The organism is uncultured Tenacibaculum sp. (assembly GCF_947502995.1).
Classification (GTDB): Bacteria; Bacteroidota; Bacteroidia; order Flavobacteriales; family Flavobacteriaceae; genus Polaribacter.
The window spans coordinates 1-24,401 of sequence record NZ_CANNBW010000003.1; the positions used below are offsets into that span (position 1 = coordinate 1).

General features: G+C 33.5%; 26 protein-coding genes. 6 read left to right on the forward strand and 20 right to left on the reverse strand.

Features of this window, described 5'->3' with window-relative positions:
- Positions 1–133: 133 nt before the first annotated feature.
- The 20 genes from Q1A46_RS02800 to rpsL all read right to left on the reverse strand — a co-directional run bounded on the left by Q1A46_RS02800 (position 134) and on the right by rpsL (position 12,331).
- Positions 134–1,246, reverse strand: coding sequence for an acyltransferase (locus tag Q1A46_RS02800; RefSeq protein WP_299673767.1), 1,113 nt, complete (start codon positions 1,244–1,246; stop codon positions 134–136).
- A 102-nt stretch (positions 1,247–1,348) separates the two neighbouring features.
- A complete protein-coding gene (locus Q1A46_RS02805) occupies positions 1,349–2,200 on the reverse strand; it encodes a LytTR family DNA-binding domain-containing protein (protein ID WP_299673769.1) in 852 nt (283 codons plus the stop codon).
- 80 nt (positions 2,201–2,280) lie between these two features.
- Complete coding sequence (gene rpsN, locus Q1A46_RS02810; protein WP_068363324.1) at positions 2,281–2,550, reverse strand: 30S ribosomal protein S14; 270 nt, start codon at positions 2,548–2,550, stop codon at positions 2,281–2,283.
- Between the two features lie 3 nt (positions 2,551–2,553).
- A complete protein-coding gene (rplE, locus tag Q1A46_RS02815) occupies positions 2,554–3,105 on the reverse strand; it encodes a 50S ribosomal protein L5 (RefSeq protein ID WP_299673772.1) in 552 nt (183 codons plus the stop codon).
- A 2-nt stretch (positions 3,106–3,107) separates the two neighbouring features.
- Complete coding sequence (gene rplX / locus Q1A46_RS02820; protein WP_095074024.1) at positions 3,108–3,416, reverse strand: 50S ribosomal protein L24; 309 nt, start codon at positions 3,414–3,416, stop codon at positions 3,108–3,110.
- 14 nt (positions 3,417–3,430) lie between these two features.
- Entirely contained in the window at positions 3,431–3,799 is a 369-nt protein-coding gene (gene rplN / locus Q1A46_RS02825; protein ID WP_028890735.1) for a 50S ribosomal protein L14, read from the reverse strand.
- Between the two features lies 1 nt (position 3,800).
- Positions 3,801–4,058 carry a 30S ribosomal protein S17 gene (rpsQ, locus tag Q1A46_RS02830; protein WP_075342609.1) on the reverse strand — a complete coding sequence of 86 codons (258 nt, stop codon included), beginning with the start codon at positions 4,056–4,058 and terminating at the stop codon, positions 3,801–3,803.
- A 19-nt stretch (positions 4,059–4,077) separates the two neighbouring features.
- The gene (gene rpmC, locus Q1A46_RS02835) at positions 4,078–4,269 is read right to left on the reverse strand and encodes a 50S ribosomal protein L29 (protein ID WP_095074025.1); all 192 of its coding nucleotides are present in this window, start codon (positions 4,267–4,269) and stop codon (positions 4,078–4,080) included.
- A gap of 12 nt (positions 4,270–4,281) precedes the next feature.
- Positions 4,282–4,713 (reverse strand): 50S ribosomal protein L16, encoded by a 432-nt coding sequence (gene rplP, locus Q1A46_RS02840; RefSeq protein ID WP_075342607.1) that lies wholly within the window; start codon positions 4,711–4,713, stop codon positions 4,282–4,284.
- Positions 4,714–4,732: 19 nt separating this feature from the next.
- Positions 4,733–5,455 carry a 30S ribosomal protein S3 gene (gene rpsC / locus Q1A46_RS02845; protein ID WP_299673776.1) on the reverse strand — a complete coding sequence of 241 codons (723 nt, stop codon included), beginning with the start codon at positions 5,453–5,455 and terminating at the stop codon, positions 4,733–4,735.
- A gap of 12 nt (positions 5,456–5,467) precedes the next feature.
- Positions 5,468–5,872, reverse strand: coding sequence for a 50S ribosomal protein L22 (rplV, locus tag Q1A46_RS02850; RefSeq protein ID WP_299673778.1), 405 nt, complete (start codon positions 5,870–5,872; stop codon positions 5,468–5,470).
- A gap of 9 nt (positions 5,873–5,881) precedes the next feature.
- Positions 5,882–6,160 carry a 30S ribosomal protein S19 gene (gene rpsS / locus Q1A46_RS02855; RefSeq protein ID WP_075342604.1) on the reverse strand — a complete coding sequence of 93 codons (279 nt, stop codon included), beginning with the start codon at positions 6,158–6,160 and terminating at the stop codon, positions 5,882–5,884.
- A 6-nt stretch (positions 6,161–6,166) separates the two neighbouring features.
- Positions 6,167–6,991: a 50S ribosomal protein L2 gene (rplB, locus tag Q1A46_RS02860; protein WP_095074029.1), complete on the reverse strand. Its 825-nt coding sequence runs from the start codon at positions 6,989–6,991 to the stop codon at positions 6,167–6,169.
- Between the two features lie 15 nt (positions 6,992–7,006).
- Positions 7,007–7,294 (reverse strand): 50S ribosomal protein L23, encoded by a 288-nt coding sequence (gene rplW / locus Q1A46_RS02865; protein WP_095074030.1) that lies wholly within the window; start codon positions 7,292–7,294, stop codon positions 7,007–7,009.
- An 11-nt stretch (positions 7,295–7,305) separates the two neighbouring features.
- Complete coding sequence (rplD, locus tag Q1A46_RS02870; protein WP_095074032.1) at positions 7,306–7,935, reverse strand: 50S ribosomal protein L4; 630 nt, start codon at positions 7,933–7,935, stop codon at positions 7,306–7,308.
- Positions 7,935–8,552: a 50S ribosomal protein L3 gene (gene rplC, locus Q1A46_RS02875; RefSeq protein WP_095074033.1), complete on the reverse strand. Its 618-nt coding sequence runs from the start codon at positions 8,550–8,552 to the stop codon at positions 7,935–7,937. The genes rplD and rplC overlap by 1 nt, the downstream gene beginning before the upstream one ends.
- A 458-nt stretch (positions 8,553–9,010) precedes the next feature.
- A complete protein-coding gene (gene rpsJ / locus Q1A46_RS02880; protein ID WP_075342599.1) occupies positions 9,011–9,316 on the reverse strand; it encodes a 30S ribosomal protein S10 in 306 nt (101 codons plus the stop codon).
- 5 nt (positions 9,317–9,321) lie between these two features.
- Positions 9,322–11,439, reverse strand: coding sequence for an elongation factor G (gene fusA, locus Q1A46_RS02885; protein WP_299673783.1), 2,118 nt, complete (start codon positions 11,437–11,439; stop codon positions 9,322–9,324).
- A gap of 5 nt (positions 11,440–11,444) precedes the next feature.
- Positions 11,445–11,921, reverse strand: a complete 477-nt coding sequence (gene rpsG, locus Q1A46_RS02890) for a 30S ribosomal protein S7 (protein ID WP_095074036.1) — start codon at positions 11,919–11,921, stop codon at positions 11,445–11,447.
- A gap of 29 nt (positions 11,922–11,950) precedes the next feature.
- The gene (gene rpsL, locus Q1A46_RS02895) at positions 11,951–12,331 is read right to left on the reverse strand and encodes a 30S ribosomal protein S12 (protein WP_075342596.1); all 381 of its coding nucleotides are present in this window, start codon (positions 12,329–12,331) and stop codon (positions 11,951–11,953) included.
- A gap of 177 nt (positions 12,332–12,508) precedes the next feature.
- Between rpsL and Q1A46_RS02900 the strand changes: the two genes are divergently transcribed.
- From Q1A46_RS02900 to Q1A46_RS02925, 6 genes are all read left to right on the forward strand, one after another.
- Positions 12,509–14,140: a hypothetical protein gene (locus Q1A46_RS02900; protein WP_299673787.1), complete on the forward strand. Its 1,632-nt coding sequence runs from the start codon at positions 12,509–12,511 to the stop codon at positions 14,138–14,140.
- Between the two features lie 120 nt (positions 14,141–14,260).
- Complete coding sequence (locus Q1A46_RS02905) at positions 14,261–17,500, forward strand: SusC/RagA family TonB-linked outer membrane protein (protein ID WP_299673789.1); 3,240 nt, start codon at positions 14,261–14,263, stop codon at positions 17,498–17,500.
- Between the two features lie 11 nt (positions 17,501–17,511).
- Complete coding sequence (locus Q1A46_RS02910; RefSeq protein ID WP_299673791.1) at positions 17,512–18,816, forward strand: SusD/RagB family nutrient-binding outer membrane lipoprotein; 1,305 nt, start codon at positions 17,512–17,514, stop codon at positions 18,814–18,816.
- Positions 18,817–18,954: 138 nt separating this feature from the next.
- On the forward strand, positions 18,955–22,098 hold the full coding sequence (locus tag Q1A46_RS02915) for a TonB-dependent receptor (protein WP_299673793.1): 3,144 nt from the start codon (positions 18,955–18,957) through the stop codon (positions 22,096–22,098).
- Positions 22,099–22,102: 4 nt separating this feature from the next.
- A complete protein-coding gene (locus tag Q1A46_RS02920; RefSeq protein WP_299673795.1) occupies positions 22,103–23,491 on the forward strand; it encodes a RagB/SusD family nutrient uptake outer membrane protein in 1,389 nt (462 codons plus the stop codon).
- 22 nt (positions 23,492–23,513) lie between these two features.
- Positions 23,514–24,341 (forward strand): hypothetical protein, encoded by an 828-nt coding sequence (locus Q1A46_RS02925; protein ID WP_299673797.1) that lies wholly within the window; start codon positions 23,514–23,516, stop codon positions 24,339–24,341.
- Positions 24,342–24,401 lie beyond the last annotated feature (60 nt).

A 24,401-nucleotide genomic window follows, 5' to 3' on the forward strand; every position in this document is an offset into this window, starting at 1 on the left:
TTTGCGGGTGCAAAACTACACACTCTTTTTAATCTACACAAACTTTTAAAACAAAAAAATGAAAAAAAATCGCAATAAAAAAACAACTATCAAATAGTCAATACTTTGTATTCAAAATAAAAATTTATTGAAATTAAATATTCTTACTTTTCATTCCGAATAAAATACGGACAAACTTAAAAGGACGTATTAAAAACACATAACAAAACAGTATTAAAAGAAAAGAACTTATTAATAATAGAACTATTTTAGTTGCAATAGACAGGTTTATTTTCACAATATAGTAAGCTAAAACAACAATGATAGTTTGATGAAGCATATAAAATGGGTAAATTCCTTCATTAAGTTTCACTAGTAAGTTACTTTTTTTACTAAGTAATACTTGACTATATCCTAATATAGTTATAATCATAGACCAAGATAATAAAGCACAAACGAGATACCACAATCTCCATCTATTAGATAAAGTAACATAAGGCTTTATAAATTCACTAGGTAAAAAGTAATATGCATAAAATAATAATGAGAAAAGTATAGTGAGTTTGAAGTTTAGTTTTCTTTTATTCAATAATAAATTCCATAATTGATCTACATTAGAAATTAGAATGCCACTGAAAAAAAAGAAACCAAAGTAAAATGTAGTAGATAGATTAAAAAAACTTTTAGAATCACTTGGGAAAAACTCTTTTGTTATTATTCTAACAGCAATCAAAAATATAACCCAAAACATTATACCATACTTATCAGTTTTAACTCTTATCCATTTTTTAAAGTTTTTACTCTTACTGGATTTTATAAAAACCACGAAAGGAATAAAAAAAATCGACATCAATAAAAGATTTTCGATAAACCATAAATGATTAACTTTTAGTTTTGATACTAAAACAGGGTAAGAAGAAAAGTAATTTTTATATTTTGAAATGCTTTCAAAAAACGTTTGAGGTGGTATTAAAAATAAAACTCCAAAGACTAAAGGAATTAAAAGCCTAAACATTCTTTCTTTTATAAAAGAAATCCAATTTCTCTTTGAAAAAGCAAATACAGTTCCTACTCCTGAGATAAAAAATAAAAGAGGTAATCTGAATTGTTCAAAATACACCATAATGTCATCTAACAATTTACTATAAGTATTATTCATAATATGGAAATTATCTCCATTGAAAGGCATTAGAACGTGATGAAGAAAAACTGCAAAAACAGAAATAACTCGTAACCAATCTAAATCGTATCGTCTTTGTTTTATCATTATTAGTCGTTTAATTTTTGCACGAAACTAATTTCAAGAAAATGATTGTTGATTAATTATTAGGAGTTTGGGACGAGTAACATAATAAATGTTATCAATAACTTATAGATTATGATTTTTAAACTTGTATTCGAATTCGGGTATTAATTTTCTTGACACGGGTATATGATCTTTATCATTAATCCAAAGTTGTAAACCTTGAGAATTACCTGTTACTTTTATTATAACTTTTAGGTTAATGATATATGATCTGTGAACACGGCAAATATTAGCACAATCAGACAATTGCTCTTCGAAACTTTTAATTGTGATCCTTTTTAATAACACTTGATTATCTTCTAGAGAGATTTCTAGATAATTTTTATCTGATTTAGCATAAAGAAAACTATTCAGATTAAGAGAAAAATCATCTGATATGACCTGAGTTTTTATTTCAATATGTTTCTCAACTTTATTTAGAGTTGCATTTAAAGTTGAATCTAAATCTTTACCTTTCTTTATATAGATATTTTTTAGTCTTTCAATATTGATTGATGTTATAACAAAAATTAAGAGTCCGCCTACTAAAATAGTATTCCTAATTTCTTCAACTAAATATTTAGATGACCAGTTATCTTCTTTTAAATAAATAAGATCTCTGATTAAAAACTGAGAAACTCCAATAATTAATAAAACTAGAAAGAGAAAAGAAAATTCATTTTTAAGTTTCCAATCATTCTTATTATCTCTAAAAACATTCAACACAAAAACTGAAGACATAAAAACAATGAATGATACTACTGAGTGAATAATTGATATAAACAAAAAACTAAACTTTAATTCTTTATAATTTACTTCAAAAGGTTCGAATAAAATTGAAAATAAAGTAGACAGAATAAAAACTAGTATTGAAATTATGATAGAAGTTTTTATATCATAATAGAATGGATAAGAAAGGTTGAAATATTTCCTCATTATTTTTCACGCAAAATAAAAAAAGGCACACAAACTTAAATAAGTTGTGCACCTTTTTATTATTTAATAAACTGATAATTCTACCAGCTTGCTTTTTTTACACCAGGAATTAAACCTTGGTTAGCCATTTCACGGAAAGTAACACGTGAAATACCAAACTGACGCATATATCCTTTTGGACGTCCAGTTAATTTACAACGATTGTGCATTCTAACTGGTGAAGCGTTCTTAGGTAACTTTTGTAATGCTTCATAATCTCCAGCTTCTTTTAAAGCTTTTCTTTTTTCAGCATACTTAGCTACAGTTTTAGCTCTTTTACGCTCACGCGCTTTCATTGATTCTTTAGCCATCTTTTAATTCTTTTTAAATGGTAAACCTAATTCTCCTAATAATGATTTAGCTTCTTTATCAGTTTGTGCAGATGTTACAAAAGTAATATCCATACCACTAATTTTCTTCACTTGATCAATATTAATCTCTGGGTAGATGATTTGCTCAGTAATACCTAAATTGTAATTACCTCTACCATCAAAACCATTTGCTTTAATTCCATCGAAATCTCTTACACGAGGTAAAGATGCAGTAACTAAACGATCTAAAAATTCGTACATGATATCTCCTCTTAACGTAACTTTAGCACCGATTGGCATACCTTTACGTAATTTGAAGTTTGCAACGTCTTTTTTAGAAACAGTTGGAACTGCTTTTTGACCTGTTATTGAAGTTAATTCTTCAATTGCATAATCAATTAATTTCTTATCAGCAATAGCAGCACCTACACCTTTACTTACAACTATCTTTTGTAATTTAGGCACCTGCATTACGTTTTTATATCCGAACTCATCAGTTAGAGCTTTTATCACTCTAGCTTTGTATTCCTCTTTTAATCTTGGTACGTAACTCATGATTATATTGCTTTTTTAGTTTTTTTAGAGATTCTAGTTTTAGTATCTCCTTCAACTTTATAACCTACCCTTACAGTTTCACCGTTCTCAACTAAAGCAACGTTTGAAATATGTAATGGAGCTTCTTGTTTTACGATACCTCCTTGAGGGTTAGCAGCGTTTGGTTTAGTATGCTTAGAAACCATATTTACACCTTCTACTACTACTCTATCTTTATCTTTTAAGATACGTAAAACTTTTCCTTCAGATCCTTTGTGATCTCCTGCGATAACTTTAACAGTATCTCCTGATTTAATTTTAAATTTCTTCATCTTAAAATCTGATTTTATAACACCTCAGGTGCTAATGATACTATTTTCATAAATTGTTTCTCACGTAATTCACGAGCCACAGGACCGAATACACGTGTTCCTCTCATTTCCTCAGAAGGATTTAAAAGTACACAAGCATTGTCATCAAATCTGATATATGATCCGTCTTTACGTCTAACTTCTTTCTTAGTACGAACAACAACTGCACGAGAAACTTGTCCTTTCTTTACAGTTCCGTTTGGAGTTGCAGACTTAACAGTAACAACTATTTTATCTCCAACGCTAGCGTAACGCTTTTTTGTTCCTCCTAAAACTCTAATCACTAAAACCTCTTTAGCTCCAGTGTTGTCTGCTACTTTTAATCTTGATTCTGTTTGTAACATATTATTTAGCTCTTTCTAGGATTTCTACTAATCTCCAACGCTTAGATTTACTTAATGGACGAGTTTCCATTATTTTAACTGTATCTCCAATGTTGCAATCGTTATTCTCGTCATGTGCAACGTACTTCTTAGTCTTTAATACGAACTTTCCGTACATTGGGTGCTTTACTCTTTTTACCTCGCTAACTACGATAGACTTCTCCATCTTGTTGCTAGATACTACACCTATTCTCTCTTTTCTAAGATTTCTTTTTTCCATCTTTAAAACTGACTAGAATTTATTGTAATTCTCTTTTAGTTAACTCTGTAGCAATTCTTGCTACAGTTCTTCTTAAGGTTTTTAACTGCAAAGGATTTTCCAATGGAGTTATAGCGTGAGCCATCTTAAGATCAGTATAGTTTTTCTTCAACGCTCCAAGCTTACCTTGTAAGTCAGCTGTTGATAATTCTTTTACTTCTGATTGTTTCATGATATATTAGAATTAAGCGTTATAATCAAAATCTCTTGCAATGATAAACTTTGTTTTCACTGGAAGTTTTTGTGCAGCTAAACGTAATGCTTCTTTAGCTACTTCCATTGGTACTCCACCAACTTCAAATAATATTCTTCCTGGCTTAACAACAGCAACAAAATGATCAGGTGCACCTTTACCTTTACCCATACGTACCTCTAACGGTTTCTTTGTTATTGGCTTGTCTGGGAAAATTTTAATCCAAAGTTGTCCCTCTCTTTTCATGTAACGAGTTGCCGCGATACGAGCAGCTTCTATTTGACGAGAAGTAAGTAAGTTCTGGTCTAAGGATTTAATACCAAACATTCCGTTTGATAATTGAGTTCCTCTTCCAGAGTTTCCACTCATATTACCTTTACCCTTCTGAACTCTACGAAATTTTACTCTTTTTGGCTGTAACATCTCAAATTTCTTTTAAAAATTATTTTCTTCTGCGAGGTTGACGTCTACCACCTCCACCTTTGTTATTTGAATTACCTTTTTGCTTAGATAATCCAACTAACGGAGATAATTCACGTTTTCCATAAACCTCACCTTTCATGATCCATACTTTCACACCGATTCTTCCGTATGTAGTATGTGCTTCAACAAGTGAATAATCGATATCTGCTCTAAAAGTAGATAAAGGAATTCTTCCTTCTTTATAGTGTTCAGAACGCGCCATTTCAGCTCCGTTTAAACGACCAGAAAGTTGTACTTTAATACCTTCTGCGTTCATACGTATTGCAGCCGCGATAGCCATTTTAGTAGCACGCTTATATGAAATTCTATTTTCGATTTGACGAGCAATACTAGCTGCAACTAAGTTTGCATCTAATTCTGGACGCTTAATTTCGAAAATGTTAATTTGAACTTCTTTTCCTGTAATCTTCTTAAGCTCTTCTTTTAACTTGTCTACCTCTTGACCTCCTTTACCGATAATGATACCAGGACGTGCAGTTGTGATAGTAACGGTTACAAGCTTTAAAGTACGCTCGATGATGATACGAGAAACACTTGCTTTAGATAATCTGGCTTTTAAATACCTTCTTATCTTATCATCTTCAGCAATTTTATCACCGTAGTCATTTCCACCATACCAGTTAGATTCCCATCCTCTGATGATTCCTAAACGATTTCCTATTGGATTTGTTTTTTGTCCCATTTCTACTAATGATTAATTACTGTTATTTTTAGTTCCTAACTCTAAAGTTACGTGATTAGAACGCTTACGAATTCTGTGAGCACGTCCTTGTGGAGCTGGTCTTAATCTTTTTAACATTCCTGCGCTATCTACATAAATAGACTTCACAAATAATCCAGCATCTTCGATACTAGCATCTTCATTCTTCGCTTGCCAGTTAGCAATTGCAGATAATAATAACTTTTCTAAGTTACGAGATGCTTCTTTTGGACTGAATTTTAAGATTTGTAAAGCTTTTTCAACTTCTACTCCTCTTACTTGATCCGCTACTAAACGCATTTTTCTTGGTGACGTAGGACAGTTAGTAAGCTTAGCAAAAGCTCTTTGCTTTTTAGCTTCTTTTAACTGCGTTGCCATGTTTTTTTTACGACTTCCCATAATATCCTACTATTTTTTTCCTTTATTTTTAGCACCAGCGTGTCCACGGAATGAACGTGTTGGTGAAAATTCGCCTAACTTATGACCTACCATGTTTTCAGTAACGTAAACAGGTACAAACTGACGTCCGTTATGAACAGCAATCGTTTGTCCAACAAAATCAGGAGTAATCATACTAGCTCTAGACCAAGTTTTGATTACAGATTTCTTACCTGATTCAACGTTAGCTAACACTTTTCTTTCTAATTTGTAGTGAACGTAAGGTCCTTTTTTTAATGATCTTGCCATGATTTATTATTTCTTTCTACGTTCGATAATATACTTATTACTAGCCTTAGTCTTAGATCTAGTCTTATATCCTTTAGCTGGGATACCGTTCTTAGATCTTGGATGTCCTCCAGAAGAACGTCCTTCACCACCTCCCATTGGGTGATCAACTGGGTTCTTTCTAACTGCATTAGTTCTTGGTCTTCTACCTAACCATCTAGATCTACCAGCTTTACCAGAAACGATTAACTGATGATCTGAATTAGATACAACTCCAATAGTAGCTAAACAAGTTTGTAAGATTAATCTTGTTTCTCCAGAAGGTAACTTAACTGTAGCATATTTTCCGTCTCTTGCCATTAACTGAGCAAAAGATCCAGCAGAACGAGCCATAACAGCTCCTTGACCTGGACGTAATTCGATACAAGAAATAGTTGTTCCTAAAGGAATATCACTTAAGAACATAGCGTTACCAACATCTGGTGTAGCTTCTTTTCCTGAAACGATAGTTTGTCCTACTTTTAATCCGTTTTGTGCAATCACATAACGCTTTTCTCCATCAGCATATTGAACTAACGCGATAAACGCTGTACGGTTTGGATCGTACTCAATAGTTAATACTGTTGCAGGATCGTTATATCTATTTCTTTTAAAATCGATAATACGATATCTTCTCTTATGACCTCCACCTCTGTTAGGAGTAGTCATACGACCCTGATTGTTTCGACCTCCAGTTCTTTTTCTCGGTGCCAATAATGACTTTTCCGGCTTATCAGTAGTGATGGTGTCGAACCCATTCACAACTCTAAAACGCTGACCTGGTGTTATTGGTTTTAATTTTCTAACTGACATTTGTCTTGCTTATTCTTATAGATTGTTATAAAAATCAATTTCGCCTTCTGCTAACTGAACAACCGCTTTTTTATAACCGCTTGTTAAACCAGAAACTAAACCTTTTTTAGTATACTTAGTTTTTCTTAATGCTGGGTGATTTAAAGTTCTCACCTTTTCAACTGTTACTCCGTAAGCAGCTTCAACAGCATCTTTGATTTGAATTTTGTTAGCTTTCTTGTTTACAACAAAAGTGTAACGATTGAATCTTTCGCTATCATTTGTTGCTTTTTCCGTAATAATAGGTTTTATTAAAATACTCATATCTGAAAATCCTATTTACTTAAGTTAGATTCAATTCCTTCTAAAGTACTTTCAGCAATAACTACTTTACCTGCGTTTAAAACATTGTAAGTATTTATTCCTGTAGCACTTACTACTTTAGAATTCTTTAAGTTACGAGATGATAAGTAAACATTTTTACTTTCAGTTCCTAACACGAATAAAGATTTTTTAGTATCTAATTCTAAAGCTTTTAATACATTAACAAATTCTTTAGTCTTTGGAGTTTCAAAATTGAAATCTTCAACTACTACTAAATTGCTATCTTTTGCTTGAATACTTAAAGCTGATTTACGAGCTAAACGCTTTAAGTTTTTGTTTAATTTGAAAGAATAATTTCTTGGTCTTGGTCCGAAGATACGTCCTCCACCTCTGAATACAGGAGACTTGATACTACCAGCACGAGCTGTACCTGTTCCTTTTTGTTTTTTAATCTTTCTTGTACTTCCAGCAATCTCACCTCTCTCTTTAGATTTGTGAGTACCTTGTCTTTGATTAGCCAAATATTGCTTTACATCTAAGTAAATTGCATGATCGTTTGGCTCTATTCCGAATACTTCGTTAGAAAGTTCAACTTTTCTACCAGTATCTTTTCCTGTAATATCTAATACTGCTACCTTCATTACTTCTCAATAATTACATAAGAGTTTTTATGACCTGGAATAGCACCTTTTATTACTAAAAGATTCTTTTCTGGAACCACTTTTAATACTCTTAAATTTTGAACTTTAACTTTTTCGCCTCCCATACGTCCTGCCATACGCATTCCTTTGAATACTCTTGCAGGATAAGAAGCAGCACCAATAGAACCTGGCGCTCTTAAACGGTTATGTTGACCGTGAGTTGCTTGTCCAACACCACCAAATCCGTGACGTTTAACAACCCCTTGAAAACCTTTACCTTTAGAAGTCCCTGAAACATCCACGAACTCACCTTCAGCAAAGTGTTCTACTGTAATTGAGTCACCCAATTTAAACTCTCCTTCGAAACCTTGGAACTCAACGACTTTTTTCTTAGCAACGGTACCAGCTTTTTGAAAGTGACCGTCTAAAGCTTTATTAGAGCTTTTTGCCTTTTTGTCATCGAAACCAAGTTGTAAAGCATTGTAGCCATCAACCTCTTCGGTTCTGACTTGGGTAACTACGCAAGGACCTGCTTCGATCACAGTACATGGGATATTTTTCCCATTCTCGTCGAATAAGCTGGTCATTCCGATTTTTTTTCCTATTAACCCAGACATATCTGTTAATTTTAAGACGATTAGATTTTTAATTTATCCAGCGCGTCTATTCATAAATATTTATTTGAAACAAAAGTTTCTAGCCTTTAAAATTTCACTCAAAAAAAAAGAGCGTAAAACACGATTTTAGCTCTTAACTTATTGTGTTCTACCGTTTTTCCTTCGCGAAACCCTCCGGACATGTTATCAAAATATTGTGTAAAAAACTGATTAACACTCAATTTCGGACTGCGAAAGTATAAAAAAACAAACACATAACCAAAATAATTTCAATTATTTAAATGATTTCATGATAGTTAGGCTCTCTTTTCTTTCATCATCTAATAACATCTCAATTTATATATTAAAACAAATTTCATTGTTATCTAGTTAACTCTTTTCAATCAAATCTGTAATTACAACAAAAAAGGCTTTTACAAAATTGTAAAAGCCTTTTCTTTATTAAGCACTAAATATACTTATACTTTGATCTCTACCTCAACTCCACTAGGTAACTCAAGCTTCATTAAAGCATCAATAGTCTTAGAAGAAGAACTATAAATGTCTAATAAACGCTTGTAAGCAGATAATTGAAATTGCTCTCTCGATTTTTTGTTTACGTGTGGTGAACGTAATACTGTAAAAATCTTTTTATGAGTTGGTAAAGGGATTGGTCCATTTACTACCGCTCCTGTACTTTTTACTGTCTTAACGATTTTCTCAGCTGATTTATCAACTAAATTATAATCGTAAGATTTTAATTTTATTCTAATTTTTTGACTCATCTTAATTAACCTTTTGCATTAGCGATAACTTCTTCTGAAATATTAGAAGGAGTTTCAGCATAGTGTGAAAATTCCATTGTAGAAGTTGCTCTACCAGAAGACATAGTTCTTAAAGCTGTTACATAACCGAACATTTCAGATAACGGCACAGTAGCTTTTACAACTTTTGAACCTGCTCTATCAGACATATCTGATACTTGTCCACGTCTTCTATTTAAATCTCCTACGATATCTCCCATGTTTTCCTCAGGAGTTAACACTTCTAACTTCATTATAGGCTCCATAATCTTAGCTTTTGCAGCTTTTGCAGCAGCTTTGTAACCCATTTTAGCAGCTAGTTCGAATGATAATTGATCAGAATCTACAGGGTGGAAAGATCCATCTGTTAAAGTCACCTTCATCGAATCCATCTCGTATCCTGCTAAAGGACCATTCTTCATTGCTTCTTTGAAACCTTTCTCTACTGAAGGAACAAATTCTTTAGGTACGTTTCCACCTTTAATAACAGATTCAAAAACTAAACCTTGAGCTCCTTCTTCAGCTGGCTCCATTTTAAATACGATATCAGCAAACTTACCACGTCCACCAGATTGCTTTTTATAAACTTCTCTGTGTTCTGCAGTAGCTGTGATAGCTTCTTTATATTCTACCTGAGGTTGCCCCTCATTAACTTCTACTTTAAACTCACGCTTTAAACGATCTACAATAATATCTAAGTGTAATTCACCCATTCCAGATATAATAGTTTGACCTGAAGCTTCATCTGTTCTTACTGTAAACGTTGGATCTTCTTCAGCTAACTTACCTAAAGCTAATCCTAATTTATCTACATCTGCTTTAGTTTTAGGCTCTACCGCGATACCAATTACTGGATCAGGGAAGTCCATAGATTCTAAAACGATTGGATTTTTCTCATCTGATAATGTATCACCAGTTTTGATAGACTTAAATCCTACAGCAGCTCCAATATCTCCAGCTTCAATAAACTCAATTGCATTTTGCTTATTAGAGTGCATTTGGTAGATACGTGAAATACGCTCTTTTTTACCTGAACGGTTATTTAAAACATAAGAACCTGCATCTAAACGACCAGAATAAGCACGGAAGAAAGCTAAACGACCTACGAAAGGATCTGTAGCAATTTTAAATGCTAATGCTGAAAAAGGCTCTTTTGCATCTGGCTTACGAGTAATTTCATCACCTGTATTTGGATCAGTTCCTACAATAGCATCTTTATCAACTGGTGAAGGTAAATAACGACATACTGCATCTAATAAAAACTGAACTCCTTTATTTTTAAACGCCGATCCACAAATCATAGGAATGATAGACATATCCATTACAGCAGCACGAAGAGCAGCATGCACTTCTTCTTCTGTAATAGAATTTTCATCTTCCATGAATTTCTCTAAAAGATTTTCATCGTAAGCTGCAACTTCCTCAATAAGTTTACCTCTTAATTCTGCTGCTTCTTCTTTTAAATCTTCTGGAATATCGATAACATCAAAAGTAGATCCTTGAGTTTCATCATGCCATACAATAGCACGGTTCTTTACTAAATCTACAATACCTTTAAAATCAGCTTCATCACCAATATTCATTACAATTGGCACTGCATTAGAACCTAACATATCTTTAACCTGCTGACATACTGCCATAAAGTTAGACCCCTGACGATCCATTTTGTTTACAAAACCGATACGAGGCACTTTATAGTTATCAGCTAAACGCCAGTTAGTTTCTGACTGAGGCTCAACACCATCAACTGCAGAGAATAAGAATACTAAACCATCTAATACACGTAAAGAACGGTTTACCTCTACTGTAAAGTCAACGTGACCTGGAGTATCAATAATATTGAAGTGGTAACCTTTTGTATCTGAAACTGCCTTTCCATTTTCAGTTGGGAAGTTCCATGTACAAGTAGTTGCAGCTGAAGTAATTGTAATACCTCTTTCTTGCTCTTGTTCCATCCAGTCCATTGTAGCAGCACCATCATGTACTTCTCCAATTTTGTGAGAAACTCCTGTGTAATAAAGGATACGTTCTGTTGTTGTAGTTTTACCTGCATCAATATGAGCGGCAATACCAATGTTTCGCGTGAATTTTAAATCTCTAGCCATTTTTATTAAAATCTAAAGTGTGAGAATGCCTTGTTAGCTTCAGCCATCTTGTGAGTATCAACTCTCTTTTTAACTGCAGCTCCTTCTTCTTTAGCTGCTGCTAAAATCTCAGCTGCTAAACGTTGTGCCATAGTTTTTTCGTTACGCTTACGTGCATAACTTATCATCCACTTGATCGCCATTGACACTTTACGATCTGGTCGGATTTGCATTGGTATCTGGAATGTAGCACCTCCCACACGACGTGAACGAACTTCTACGTGAGGCATTACATTTGACAAACCATCTTTCCATACTTCTAAAGCTGACTTTTCTTCGTCAGTTTTCTTTTGGTCTACGATATCAATTGCATCGTAAAACACTTTGAACGCTACAGATTTTTTACCATCCCACATTAAGTTATTTACAAAACGTGTTACTAATTGATCATTAAATCTTGGATCCGGTAATAAAATCCTTTTTTTCGCTCTTCTTTTTCTCATGTCTTTACATTAAAAAAGTTACTAAATAATTACTTTTTGTCTTTAGGGCGTTTTGCTCCATATTTAGATCTACGTTGAGTTCTTCCTTCAACACCTGCAGTATCTAATGCACCACGTACGATGTGATATTTAACCCCTGGTAAATCTTTTACCCTTCCACCTCTAACTAATACTATCGAGTGCTCTTGTAGGTTGTGCCCTTCTCCTGGGATATACGCGTTGATCTCATTACCATTTGTTAATCTAACACGAGCTACTTTACGCATAGCTGAGTTAGGTTTTTTTGGTGTTGTAGTGTATACACGCGTACAAACTCCACGTCTTTGAGGACATGCCGTCAATGCAGCCGATTTACTCTTCTTAGTTATTTTGGTTCTTCCTTTACGAACTAATTGTTGAATAGTTGGCATACTAATTAATTACTTGTTTTCGTTTGTACTTATTAATATTAATCTCTATTTTTAAGAGTGTGCAAATGTACAATTAATTTCTAATTATTCAAATATCAGCAAGTTATTTTTACATCAACACAATAAAAGAAGGGGAATCTACTGATTTTAATATACTTTAGCATTTAATTTTAAATTGTGAAGCAAACACTATTTTTACTAGCATACATACTACTTTTAATCAATTCATTTGTTTTTTCTCAGGAACAAGAATTGAAATTTGTTTTTAGAAATGCTTCAGAAGAAAAGAATATCCAACTCAACAAACTCAATCAAATAAAATCGAATAAGTCATTCAAAAAAACTTTAGATTCAATTTCTTATGCATTAAAACTAAAAGGATATTTCTACAACCGAATTGATTCTATTGTAGACAACAAAAAACAAAAACTTGTTCACCTCTATTTCGGAAAGAAAATTGACTATATAACCATAACTATACCTGATACCAAACTTACTTCTTTAAATATCAGAAAAGAAATCCGTACTGAAGAACTACCTGAAGTATTAAAAACCATTAATTCAAAACTTGAGCTTCAAGGCAAACCTTTCTCCAAATCTCATTTAGAAGAAATCAAACTAATAGACAATAAAGTTTATGCGACCTTAAACATCAAAGAATCAAGAAAAAGAACTCTAGACAAGATCTTAATCAAAGGGTACGATAAATTCCCTAAATCTTACCTAAAGCATTTCGTGAAAATAAAACCGAAATCAACCATCAATAAAAACCTAATAGAACAAATTTCAAATAGAATTAACGCTATTCCTTTTATAAATCAAAAAAAAGAACCAGAACTCCTATTTAGTAAAGATTCTACCCTATTGTATATATATGTAGAAAAAGCGAAAAACAGCAATTTTGACGGACTTATAAATTTCAATTCTGAAAACACCGAAAAACTCGAAATTAATGGAAACATAAATCTAGAACTAAACAACCTTTTAAACACTGGAGAAAAACTACACCTTAACTGGAACGCCAATGGTAACGACAGACAAAATTTAACTTTAAAAACTTTCATTCCCTACCTTTTTAACTCTCCCATTTCTAATGAAAGCTCTTTTGAAATATACCGCCAAGACAGCACTTTTTTAAACTCCAACTTCAAAACATCCTTCTTATATGATATTAACAGCAAAATAAAAACAGGAATTCAATTTGAAAACCAAGAATCCAACGAAACTTCAACAACAAATCTTAACACTCCTGACTTTTCATCTTATTTTTTCGGATTAAATTTCTCATATCAAAGTTTAAAATCAGACAACTATTCAACCCCTAAATTCTTTTTCCAATTCACTCCTCTTTATGGAGAAAGAAAAACAAACAACATCACATCCAACCAAATAAAAACAGAAATAGAGACTACACTAACACTTAGAATAAACAAAAGAAGTTCCTTATATATTAAGAATGAAACTGGTTTACTTTTTTCTTCCGTTTTTTTCCTCAACGAACTCTACAGAATCGGAGGTATTAATTCCTTAAGAGGATTCGATCCTCAAAGCATTTTCGTAAAAAAATTCTCTTACCTAAATACCGAATACAGATTTTCAACATCAAAAGATTCTTTCCTGTATACAATATTAGATCCTGCTATTTTTGAAGACATAAACAACAATAACTTCACTGCTTTTGGATACGGAATAGGTTATGCTTTCAAAAGAAGAAACTCTTTAATAAATCTATCTATCTCTAGCGGAATTTCAAGGATTCGCAACAATACCCCACTTAATTTATCAATCATTTTCAAAAACTACTTCTAAAAAGAATATTTCACTGTTTTTAACACTACAGCTTCGTTATTTACATTTTATTAACTCTTTTTGTTGTTTTTTTAAGTTTAATTTAAGATTTTAGCACACATTAATTCAAATAATTACATAATGAAAACAAAATTTAATGGAATTTTGACGCTTATTCTAGCGTTGCTTGTGCATGTTTCCTTTGCACAAGACAGAACTATTTCCGGTACTGTTACAGATGGATCTGAACCATTACCTGGAGTTAGTGTGTTAAAAAAAGGAAGTAAAGTAGGAACTGAAACAGATTTTGACGGTAATTACTCTATCAAAGCAAAAACTGGAGATGTTCTTATTTTTAGTTTCGTTGGAATGAAATCAGTTGAAAAAACTGTTGGAAGTTCTAACAAACTAGACGTTACTTTAGACAGTGACAACCTACTTGAAGAAGTTGTACTTACAGCTCTTGGGACTGAGAAGAAAAAAGACAACGACTTAAGTTCAACTTCTATTGTAAAGGTAGACCAATTACAAAAATCAGGTGAAGCTGGGGTACTACAAGGTTTATCTGGAAAAACATCGGGAGTTAACATTACAAGAAACTCTGGAGACCCAGGTGCTGGTGCTTACATTCAGATCAGGGGACAAAACACTATCTTAGGAGACAACAGCCCGTTAATCGTATTAGATGGTGCTATTATCTCTAACAGTGCTATCGGTGGTGGTACTTCGGGAGTTGTACAACAGTCTCGTCTTAATGATATCAACCCAGAAGACATTGAATCTATCTCTGTATTAAAAGGAGCATCTGCAGCAGCTATTTACGGTACTGGTGCTGCGAATGGTGTAATCGTTATCAAAACTAAAAGAGGATCTAAAGGAGGTAAAAGATGGCAAGTAAATGTAAAATCTGCAATCTCTATAGATGAAGTAAACAGAGAATGGGACAAGCAAGATCAGTACGGACAAGGTTCTTTAGGTACTGACTCTCCAACATCTGCTTTATCTTATGGTGCTAAAATTTCTTCTAGAGCTGGAGGAGCTGACACAGTAGACACTACTGGTGAATTCTTCGTAGCAGACGACGGAACTGTTTACTACCCAATTACTCAAAAGAACTCTAGAGAGACTTTTAATCAAGCAAACAGAGATGCTGTTTTCACAAACGGTATTGTTTATGACAACAATGTAAGTGTTAGTTACGCTGGTGACAACTCTAGAACTTTCGTAAGTTTATCTAACTGGGATCAAGAAGGAATTTATAGAGGTGCTTCTGACTACAAAAGAACTTCTATTAAGTTAAATAATGACACTGATATCTCTGATAACTTTACAGTAAAATTATCAACTACTTATATCGATATTAGCTCTAACAGAATCCAAACTGGATCTAACTTAAACGGACTTTATTTAGGATATTTAAGAACTCCTGCGGATTTTGATATTAGAGATTATAAAGGAACAAACTTTTCTGCATCAGGAATACCAACTCCAAACTCTCATAGAGGATACAGAAGATACTTAGGATCTGCTAGAACATTTGATGCTACAACTGGAACATTCCAATATACTGCACCAACATACAACAATCCACTTTGGACATTAAATCAACAAAAAAACTTAAACGAAGTAGATCGTTTCATTATCGCTCCTGAGTTCGTTTATAAAATCAACGATAATTTATCGTTCACAGGTAGATATAGTTTAGATTATTACCAAGATAATAGAATTAACTTTTGGCCTGCAGGATCTGCTGGAGATGGTAGTCAAGGTTTATTTAGCGAAGACAGAATTACTGAAAGTAACCAGAATTACAATTTCTTCTTATCTGGTAACTACAACCTAACTAGTGATGTAAAATTCAACTTCACTACTGGTATCCAAATGTTTGAAAACAAATTCAAAAGACTTAGTGCTCAAGAAACTAACTTCACTAACCCTGATGAAGTTTTCTTAAACATTGGTAATGCTACATCTGAAAACTCTAACCCTTCTGATTTTATCCAAAACACTAGAAAATCAGGTGGATTTGCAGTATTAAACTTCGATCTTTGGGATCAATTATTAGTTGAATTAACAGGTAGAGGAGAATATGTATCTACAATTCCTGGTGACTTTATCTTTTACCCTAGTGCATCTTTAGGTTGGAATTTCTCAGACTATGTAAAAGATTCATTTGTATCTTTTGGTAAGGTAAGAGCTTCATATGGTGAGGTTGGTATCGAACCAGTTCCTTACTCTACTAGAACAGTAATCACTACAGGAGGAATCACTTCTACTTGGGGAGATGGTTTTGATGGCTCTTTATATGGAAACCCATTAACACAATCAGCTACACGTGGTAACCCAGATTTAAAAGAAGAGCGTATTAAAGAATTTGAAGTTGGTTTTGACACTAGATTCTTCAATAACAGATTAAGTTTATCTGCTACATATTATAATAGAACTTCGGAAGACGTTTTACTTTCATTACCAACACCTCCTTCTAATGGTTTCTCAACAGAGTTAAGAAATGCAGCTAGAATATCTAACAAAGGTTTTGAAATTGATTTATCTGGTAAAATTATCAAAAATGAAAACTTTACTTGGAACGCTAACATTAACTTTACTCAAAACAGAAGTTTAGTTGAAGACATGGCTGGCGCTGGTTACTTTACTTTAGATGGATTTACATCTACTTCTTCTGGTGTTGCAGAAGATCAACCTTTTGCTGTATTAAGAGGTGGAGTATACGATAGAGATGCTAATGGTAATTTCGTTTTAAATGCTAACGGATTCCCAACTGCAGCAGCTACAAATGAATTCATTGGAGATCCAAACCCAGATTGGAGAGGTGGTTTAGGAACTACTGTTTCTTACAAAGGAATCACTTTATCTGCTCAATTAGAAACATCTCAAGGAAATGATGTTTGGAATGGTACACGTGGAGTATTAAACTTCTTCGGTATACACCCTGACACTGCAAATGAAACTGTTGCTTCTCAAGACTTATTAAATGCAAGTGGTGAACTTATCACAGCTGGAACTACTTTCAGAGGATATGAAGTAGACTTTGGTGGTGGACCAGTAGCAGTTGATCAAAGATGGTGGACAACTAACGGTGGTGGATTCGGTGATGTATCAGAACCATTTATCGAAGATGCTTCTTGGACTAGATTAAGAGAAGTTTCTTTATTCTACGATTTCAACAAAAATGTTACAGATAAACTTGGAATTGAAAGCTTACAAATTGGTGTTACAGGAAGAAACTTATTCCTATGGACTGATATCGAAGGATTCGATCCAGACAACAATTTAACTGGTGCATCTAAAGGACGTGGTTTAGAATACTTTAGTAACCCAGGTACTAGATCTTTCATCACAACTCTAAGATTATCATTCTAAAAACTCAAAAAATGAAGAACATAAAATATTTTATATTATCATTAGTTATTTTGGCTTCATGTAAAGACTATACTGAAGGCTTAAATACTGACCCTAACAACTTTAGCTCTGCTGCCCCTGAACTTATCATTGGACAAGCTCAATTAGGTTGGATGCAATTAGCAGAAAGTAACGGAGCTAGATACGCTGGTATCTTTATGAATCAATTCTCTGGTGAAGATCGTCAATACTTAACAGTTGAAGCTTACTCTATTACAGCTGGTGAATTTGATGATTTATGGGATGACGCATACGTAGAAGGTATTACTCAAGCTAAATTAACTAAAAGATTAGCTTTAGAAGATGGAAATACTCAACTTGCAGGGGTTGCTCAAATTACTGAAGCAGTTCTTTTTGGTGAATTAGCTGCTCTTTTTGGAGATGTGCCTTTTAATCAAGCAAGTGATGCAGACAACAACTTTGCTCCTGAGTACGATTCTCAAGCATCTGTATTTACTGCTGTTCAAAACTTACTAGACGAAGCTATATCTAACGTAGGTTCTGTACCTGCATCTTTATACGCAGGAAACAGAATGTCTAGTACAGCTACTTGGGCGCAAATAGCTCATTCTTTAAAAGCTAGATATTATTTATTAGCTAAAGATTACCCTAATGCTTTAACTAGTGCTAGAAGAGGTATTGATTCTCCAACTGGAAGCTTAGTTACTTTACATGGTACATCTCCTGAAAACAGAAACCTATACTATCAATTCATGGTTGATGAAAGAGAAGGTTACTTAGGAGCTACTGGATCTTACTTAGAGCAATTAATTGATTTAGGAAACACTTCTGTAAATAGATTAATTAGCACTCCTGGTGAAGCTCAAAGGCATGCTTATTACTTCACAGGTACTGATCCAAACACTACTTCTACAGGAGTTTTTGGACAAACACAATCTTTCCCTTTAATTTCTTATGAAGAAGTAAAATTAATTGAGGCTGAAGCAGCAAACAGAACTGGAGACACTGGCGATGTAACTGCTTTTAATGAGGTACGTGATGCTTTAGCAGCACAATATGGAGGGAGTTTCCCTCACTCAACTTCTTCAGGAAACACTTTATTAAGAGAAATAATCGAAGAAAAGTACATTACTTTAATTGGTCAGTTACAACCTTTCCATGATATCAGAAGAACTGATAATATCTTAGGAGTACCTGCTAAAACAGGAACTCAAATCCCTCAGAGATTCTTATATCCACAAGTTGAAGTTGATAACAATCCAAATACACCTAATCCATTACCAGGTTTATTTGATGCAACACCAATAAATCAGTAAATGTAACTTTTTACCGATTTATCATATATATAGAGAAGCTAACCTTTACGGGTTAGCTTTTTCTTTTTTATGTTAAAAAATTGTTTATTTAAGATAAAATTAAGATTTTAGCGATTGATTAATTCAAACAATTATACAATGAAAACAAAGTTTAATGGGATTTTAACGCTCCTTTTGGCGTTGGTTGTGCAAATTTCGTTTGCGCAAGACAGAACAATTTCAGGAACTGTTTCGGATGAGACCGGGCCTTTACCTGGAGTTAGTGTATTAAAAAAAGGTACCACTTCAGGTACTGAAACTGACTTTGACGGAAAATACTCAATTAAAGCAAAAACTGGAGATGTTTTAGTTTTTAGCTTCGTTGGTATGAAAACTGTAGAAAAAGTAGTTGGTGCTTCAAACAATATCAGTTTCACTATGGAAGGAGATAATGTTCTTGAAGAGGTTGTAGTTACAGGTTATGGTACTGAAAGTAGAGAAACGGTTTCTTCTTCGGTTACTGTATTAAGTGCAGAAGATGTAGAAGGAAGACCTACTGCTTCTTTAGTACAAGCTTTACAATCTCAATCACCAGGTTTAAACATTGCTACTGGTAATGGACAACCAGGTGGAAACAGTGTTATCTTATTAAGAGGTATTAACTCTTTATCTGGTAACTCAGAGCCATTATTCGTTATTGATGGTGTTCCTGTTGATGAAGACAACTTTAGATCTATCAACCAAAATGATATTGCTTCTGTAACTGTATTAAAGGATGCATCTGCAACTGCAATTTATGGTAACAGAGCAACAGGTGGTGTTATCTTAGTTACAACTAAAAAAGGTAAAGCAGGACAAAAATTACAAATTCGTTACTCAGGAAGAAGTGGATTTACTTTCAAGCAAGATCCTAACTTTACATTAGCTAATTCTAGACAAATTTTAGAAATTGAAAGATTAGCAGGTGTAGGTGTAGGTAGTGGTGCTTATGATGATTACATCGCTTCTGTAACAGGTTTACCTGTAAGAACTGCTGGTGCTGCTCCAATTCCTTTAACTGATGCTCAAATAGCTACTGCATCACAAACTAACACTAGATGGCAAGACATCTTATTAAGAGTTGGAAATTTCACATCTCATGACCTTTCTTTCTCTTCAGGTTCTGAAAACATTAATTCATACACTTCTTTAGGATATTTTGATCAAGAAGGAATTACTTTACGTTCAGGTTTACAAAGAATGACTGTTAGAAATAACACTACTTATAAAGCTGATAAATTTACATTTAACTCAACTATTGGTATTGGATTCAGTAGATCTGATTTTGCAGGTGGTGTTGGAACAGGAACAGGAAGTGGATCTTTAAGTAACCCTTTTATCGTGCCATTCGTAGCTAAGCCATACTTACCAGCTTACAATGCTGATGGTTCATTAAATGTTGAAGGAAACACAGATCCAGATGATGATGACGGATTCTTAAACACTCCTTACATTGCTCAAAATGTTGCTAGATTCGATACTAACAGAACAACAGAATTAAGGATAACAGGATCTTTAACTGCTGATTATAATTTCACAGATAAGTTAAGAGGTCATATTGGATTTGGTGTGGATATGATTGAAAGTGAAAACTTCCAATTACAACCAACAAATAGTATTAGAGGTAGAAATGCAAATGACGAAAATGCTCAATTCCAAGGGTCTCAAAGTCAAAACTACAACAGAGATACAAGAACTATTTCAGATTTTAGATTAAGTTATGAAGACACTATTGACGAAAAGCATAACTACTCTGTTATAGGTATTACTGAATTTTTATATTCTCAAATTAGTGGATTCAGCTATGCTCAAACTGGTTTAGTTCCAGGTTTAGAAGGTGTTGGTGCTGGTTTTGTTGCTGGTACTACAACTGAAGACCCTAACAATGATGGAGTAGATGATTATTTCTATATCCCAGGATTAGGTTCATTTAAAAACAAAGTATCTCAGTTCTCTTTAGTAGGAAAAGCTACTTATGACTATGACAAAATTGCTGGATTCGATGTTACTTTGCGTCGTGATGGTTCTTCTCGTTTTGTTGGTGACAACAGATTTGGTTTATTCTGGGCTGTTGGAGGTTTTGCTAATTTAACAAAATCTTTATTTGAGCCTTCTGATATTGTAAATGACATCAAATTAAGAGGTAGTTACGGTATTACTGGTAACGACAGATTATTAGGTGGTTACTACGGTGGTTTAGATGTACCTTTCGATCAGTTTAATACTGGTGGTGGATATAATGGTAGTGTTGGTTTATTCCCAAGTCAATTAGGTAACCCTAACATCAAATGGGAAGAAACTGCTAAAGCTAACGTAGGAGTTGATTTCAGATTATTAAACAACAGACTTACTGGATCTTTTGATGCTTATATCAACAAGACTACTGACTTATTTGGTACTAACTTAGTAACTAACTTAACTGGATTCACTCAAGTTCCTGGAAACATTGGAGACATGGAAAACAGAGGTTTAGAAGCAGTTTTAAACTATAAAATAATTTCTAATGAGAATACTTCTTGGACTGTTAACGTTAACGGATCTCTTAACAAGAATGAAATCACAAGATTAGAAGGTGTAGAAGCAGATGCTAACGGAGATATCATTTTAGACCCAAGTCAAAGAGCACCTGAAGCAGTTGGTCATAAATTTAACGAATTCTATGCTGTAAGATGGGCAGGTGTTAATCCAGCAAATGGTAGACCTCTTTACTTAGACAGAGATGGAAACATTACTGAACAATACGATCCTGCAAACAGAGTATTTACTGATAAATCAACTATTCCAACTTATCAAGGTGGATTTAGTACTTCTTTCTATCACAAAGGATTTTCTTTAGACGCTCAGTTTACATTTGCTGCAGACGTTTACAGATATAATGGAACATTAGGCGTTGCTGAAGATCCAGGTTTAATTGGTATTATCAACGCAACTACTAATTTATTAGATGCTTGGCAACAACCTGGTGATATCACTGGTATCCCATCTTTAAACTCTGGTTCAACTAGAAACTTACTTTCAGATAGATATTTAGAAGATGCTTCTTATATCAGATTAAAGAATATAGCAATTGGATATGAGTTAACTAATTCTTTAGTAAAAAAGAGTCCATTTAGCTCAGTGAAGTTATATTTACAAGGAGAAAACTTATTAACATGGTCTGCTTGGAGAGGATTTGATCCTGAATTTGATCCTTTTGCATCTAACGACTTCTTCTCTTTCCCTAACTCACGTATTATAACATTAGGTGTTGATTTAAAACTTTAAAAAAATGAAAGCAATCAAAAAAATATTTTTAGGACTAGCCCTAGCTTCATCAACATTATTTATTTCATGTGATGAACAGTTAGAAATTTTACCTAACGACTCTCTACTTCCTGAAACTGCTTTTCAGAGTGTAGAAGATTTACAAAATGGACTTAATGCAACTTATGCTCAGTATAATAATAGCACTATTACATTAAACTCTATTTTCACGGATAATACTAAAGTTGGTATTGACAATGGAGGTCAGCAATTACCTTTACATACCTTCGTTATGAACCCTAATACAGGAATTGCTCAAACTATCTGGATTACTAGATATAGAATGATTAACTATGCGTCTAGAGTAATTCAAGCATTTCCTGGAGTTGATGCAGCGGGACAAGAAACAGCCGCTAATCATATCTTAGGACAAGCATATGCTTTAAGAGCTTTTGGTCATTTTGAATTATTCCAATATTATACACCAGACTATTTAGATCCAAATGGAGTTTCTGTTCCTGCTGTAGATTTTGTAGTTTCTACTGAGAATTTAGCGAGAAATACAGTTTCTGAAGTACTTACTGCTATAGATGCTGATCTTACTAGAGCTGCAGGTCTATTAGATAATTCGCAAACTAATAATCGTTTTATTACTGCTGATTTTATTACTGCTTTAAGAGCTAGAATAGCATTATTCACTGGTGAATACACTACTGCATTAAGTTTAGCAAATCAATTAATCGCTAAATATCCATTAGCAGATCAAGCTCAATATAGAGCTATGTTCTTAGATCAAGATGATACTGAGGTTATATTCTCTGCAGCAAGAGTACCTGGTGATGCTGGACCTGGATTTATCTGGCACTTTGCTGGAGGTGGGCCATTTATTGAAATGTCTAACTCTTTATTCGATCAATTAGATCCAACTGACATTAGATACTCTACAAACTTAAACGTAGCGGATAGTGACCCAGGAGCTAACTTACACTTAATCAACAAGTATCCTGGTACTGCACAAGAATTTTTAGCTAACATAAAAGTATTTAGAGTTTCTGAAATGCACTTAATAAAAGCTGAAGCTGAAGCTAGAGCTGGAAATTACACTGCTTCTCAAATGACTGTTAAAGCATTGAGAGATGCTCGTTTTGGTTCTGCAACTGCTCAACCAACTTATGTAAACTTAAACGATGCTTTATCTTTTATTTTTGGTGAAAGAAGGATCGAATTGTGCTTTGAAGGACACAGATTATTAGATATAAGAAGACAAGGAAATGGATTTACAAGAGATGCTGCAGATTGCGGAAACTTAGATAACGCTTGTACTTTAGCTAGCTCAGATCCAAGATTAGTATTACCTATTCCTGCTTCAGAAATTAATGCTAATTCTAATTTAACTCAAAACCCTGGTTACTAATTAGTAATTAAAATTTTAAATTATGATTAAAAAAATAAATTCATATATATTTATATTCTGTCTATTACTATTAGCAGGATGTGACCCAACAGAAAATGTTATTACTGAAATACCTGCAACAGGTTTTATTCAAGTAGCATCTGAAACTGGTAGTGTATCAGAAGGAGCTGCCAATGTTGAAATTGACGTTTTATATGGTGGTACATCAAATACAGATGGTGTTACAGTTAGATATACTCTTACTTCTGATGACCCTTCAAGATATATAGATGTTACTGGTGGAACTGTTGAAATACCTTCAGGACAATTTTCAGGTAAGATCATTATAGAGCCAGTAAACAATGCTGCAACGGATGGTAACTTAAATATTGCTGTTACTTTAACTACTGACAGTTCTGTTCCTGTAGGTTTAGCCGGTGGTGTAAACAATGTAACTCAAAACCTTACTTTAATTGATGATGATTGTCCAATTGCAATTAATGATTGGGTTGGTACTTATACTGTTGAAGAAGTATTCAGTGAAGGTGGTACTAATGCTGGTTTAACTCTAGCAGGTGCTTTTGGCGAGTCTTACCAAATCGAATTGGCTTTAGATCCTACAGACACTGACGGAATCAAATTAGTAGTTACAAATTCTGCTGGTTTTAACTCATATATACCAAACGGAACAGTAATCACTTTTGACACTTGTAACGCTGTAGTTTCATATAGTAGCTCACCTTTAAATATTGCTGGTTTTGCGAATTTGACTATTGCTAATACAGCATATAATGAAAGTGCTTTTTCAATATCAACTGATGGTTCATTAGGTAACTTCGGTGATTATGAATTTAAATTAACAAAGCAATAAAATATAATTATATATTTAATAATAAAACCATCTCTTTTAGAGATGGTTTTTTTATTATAC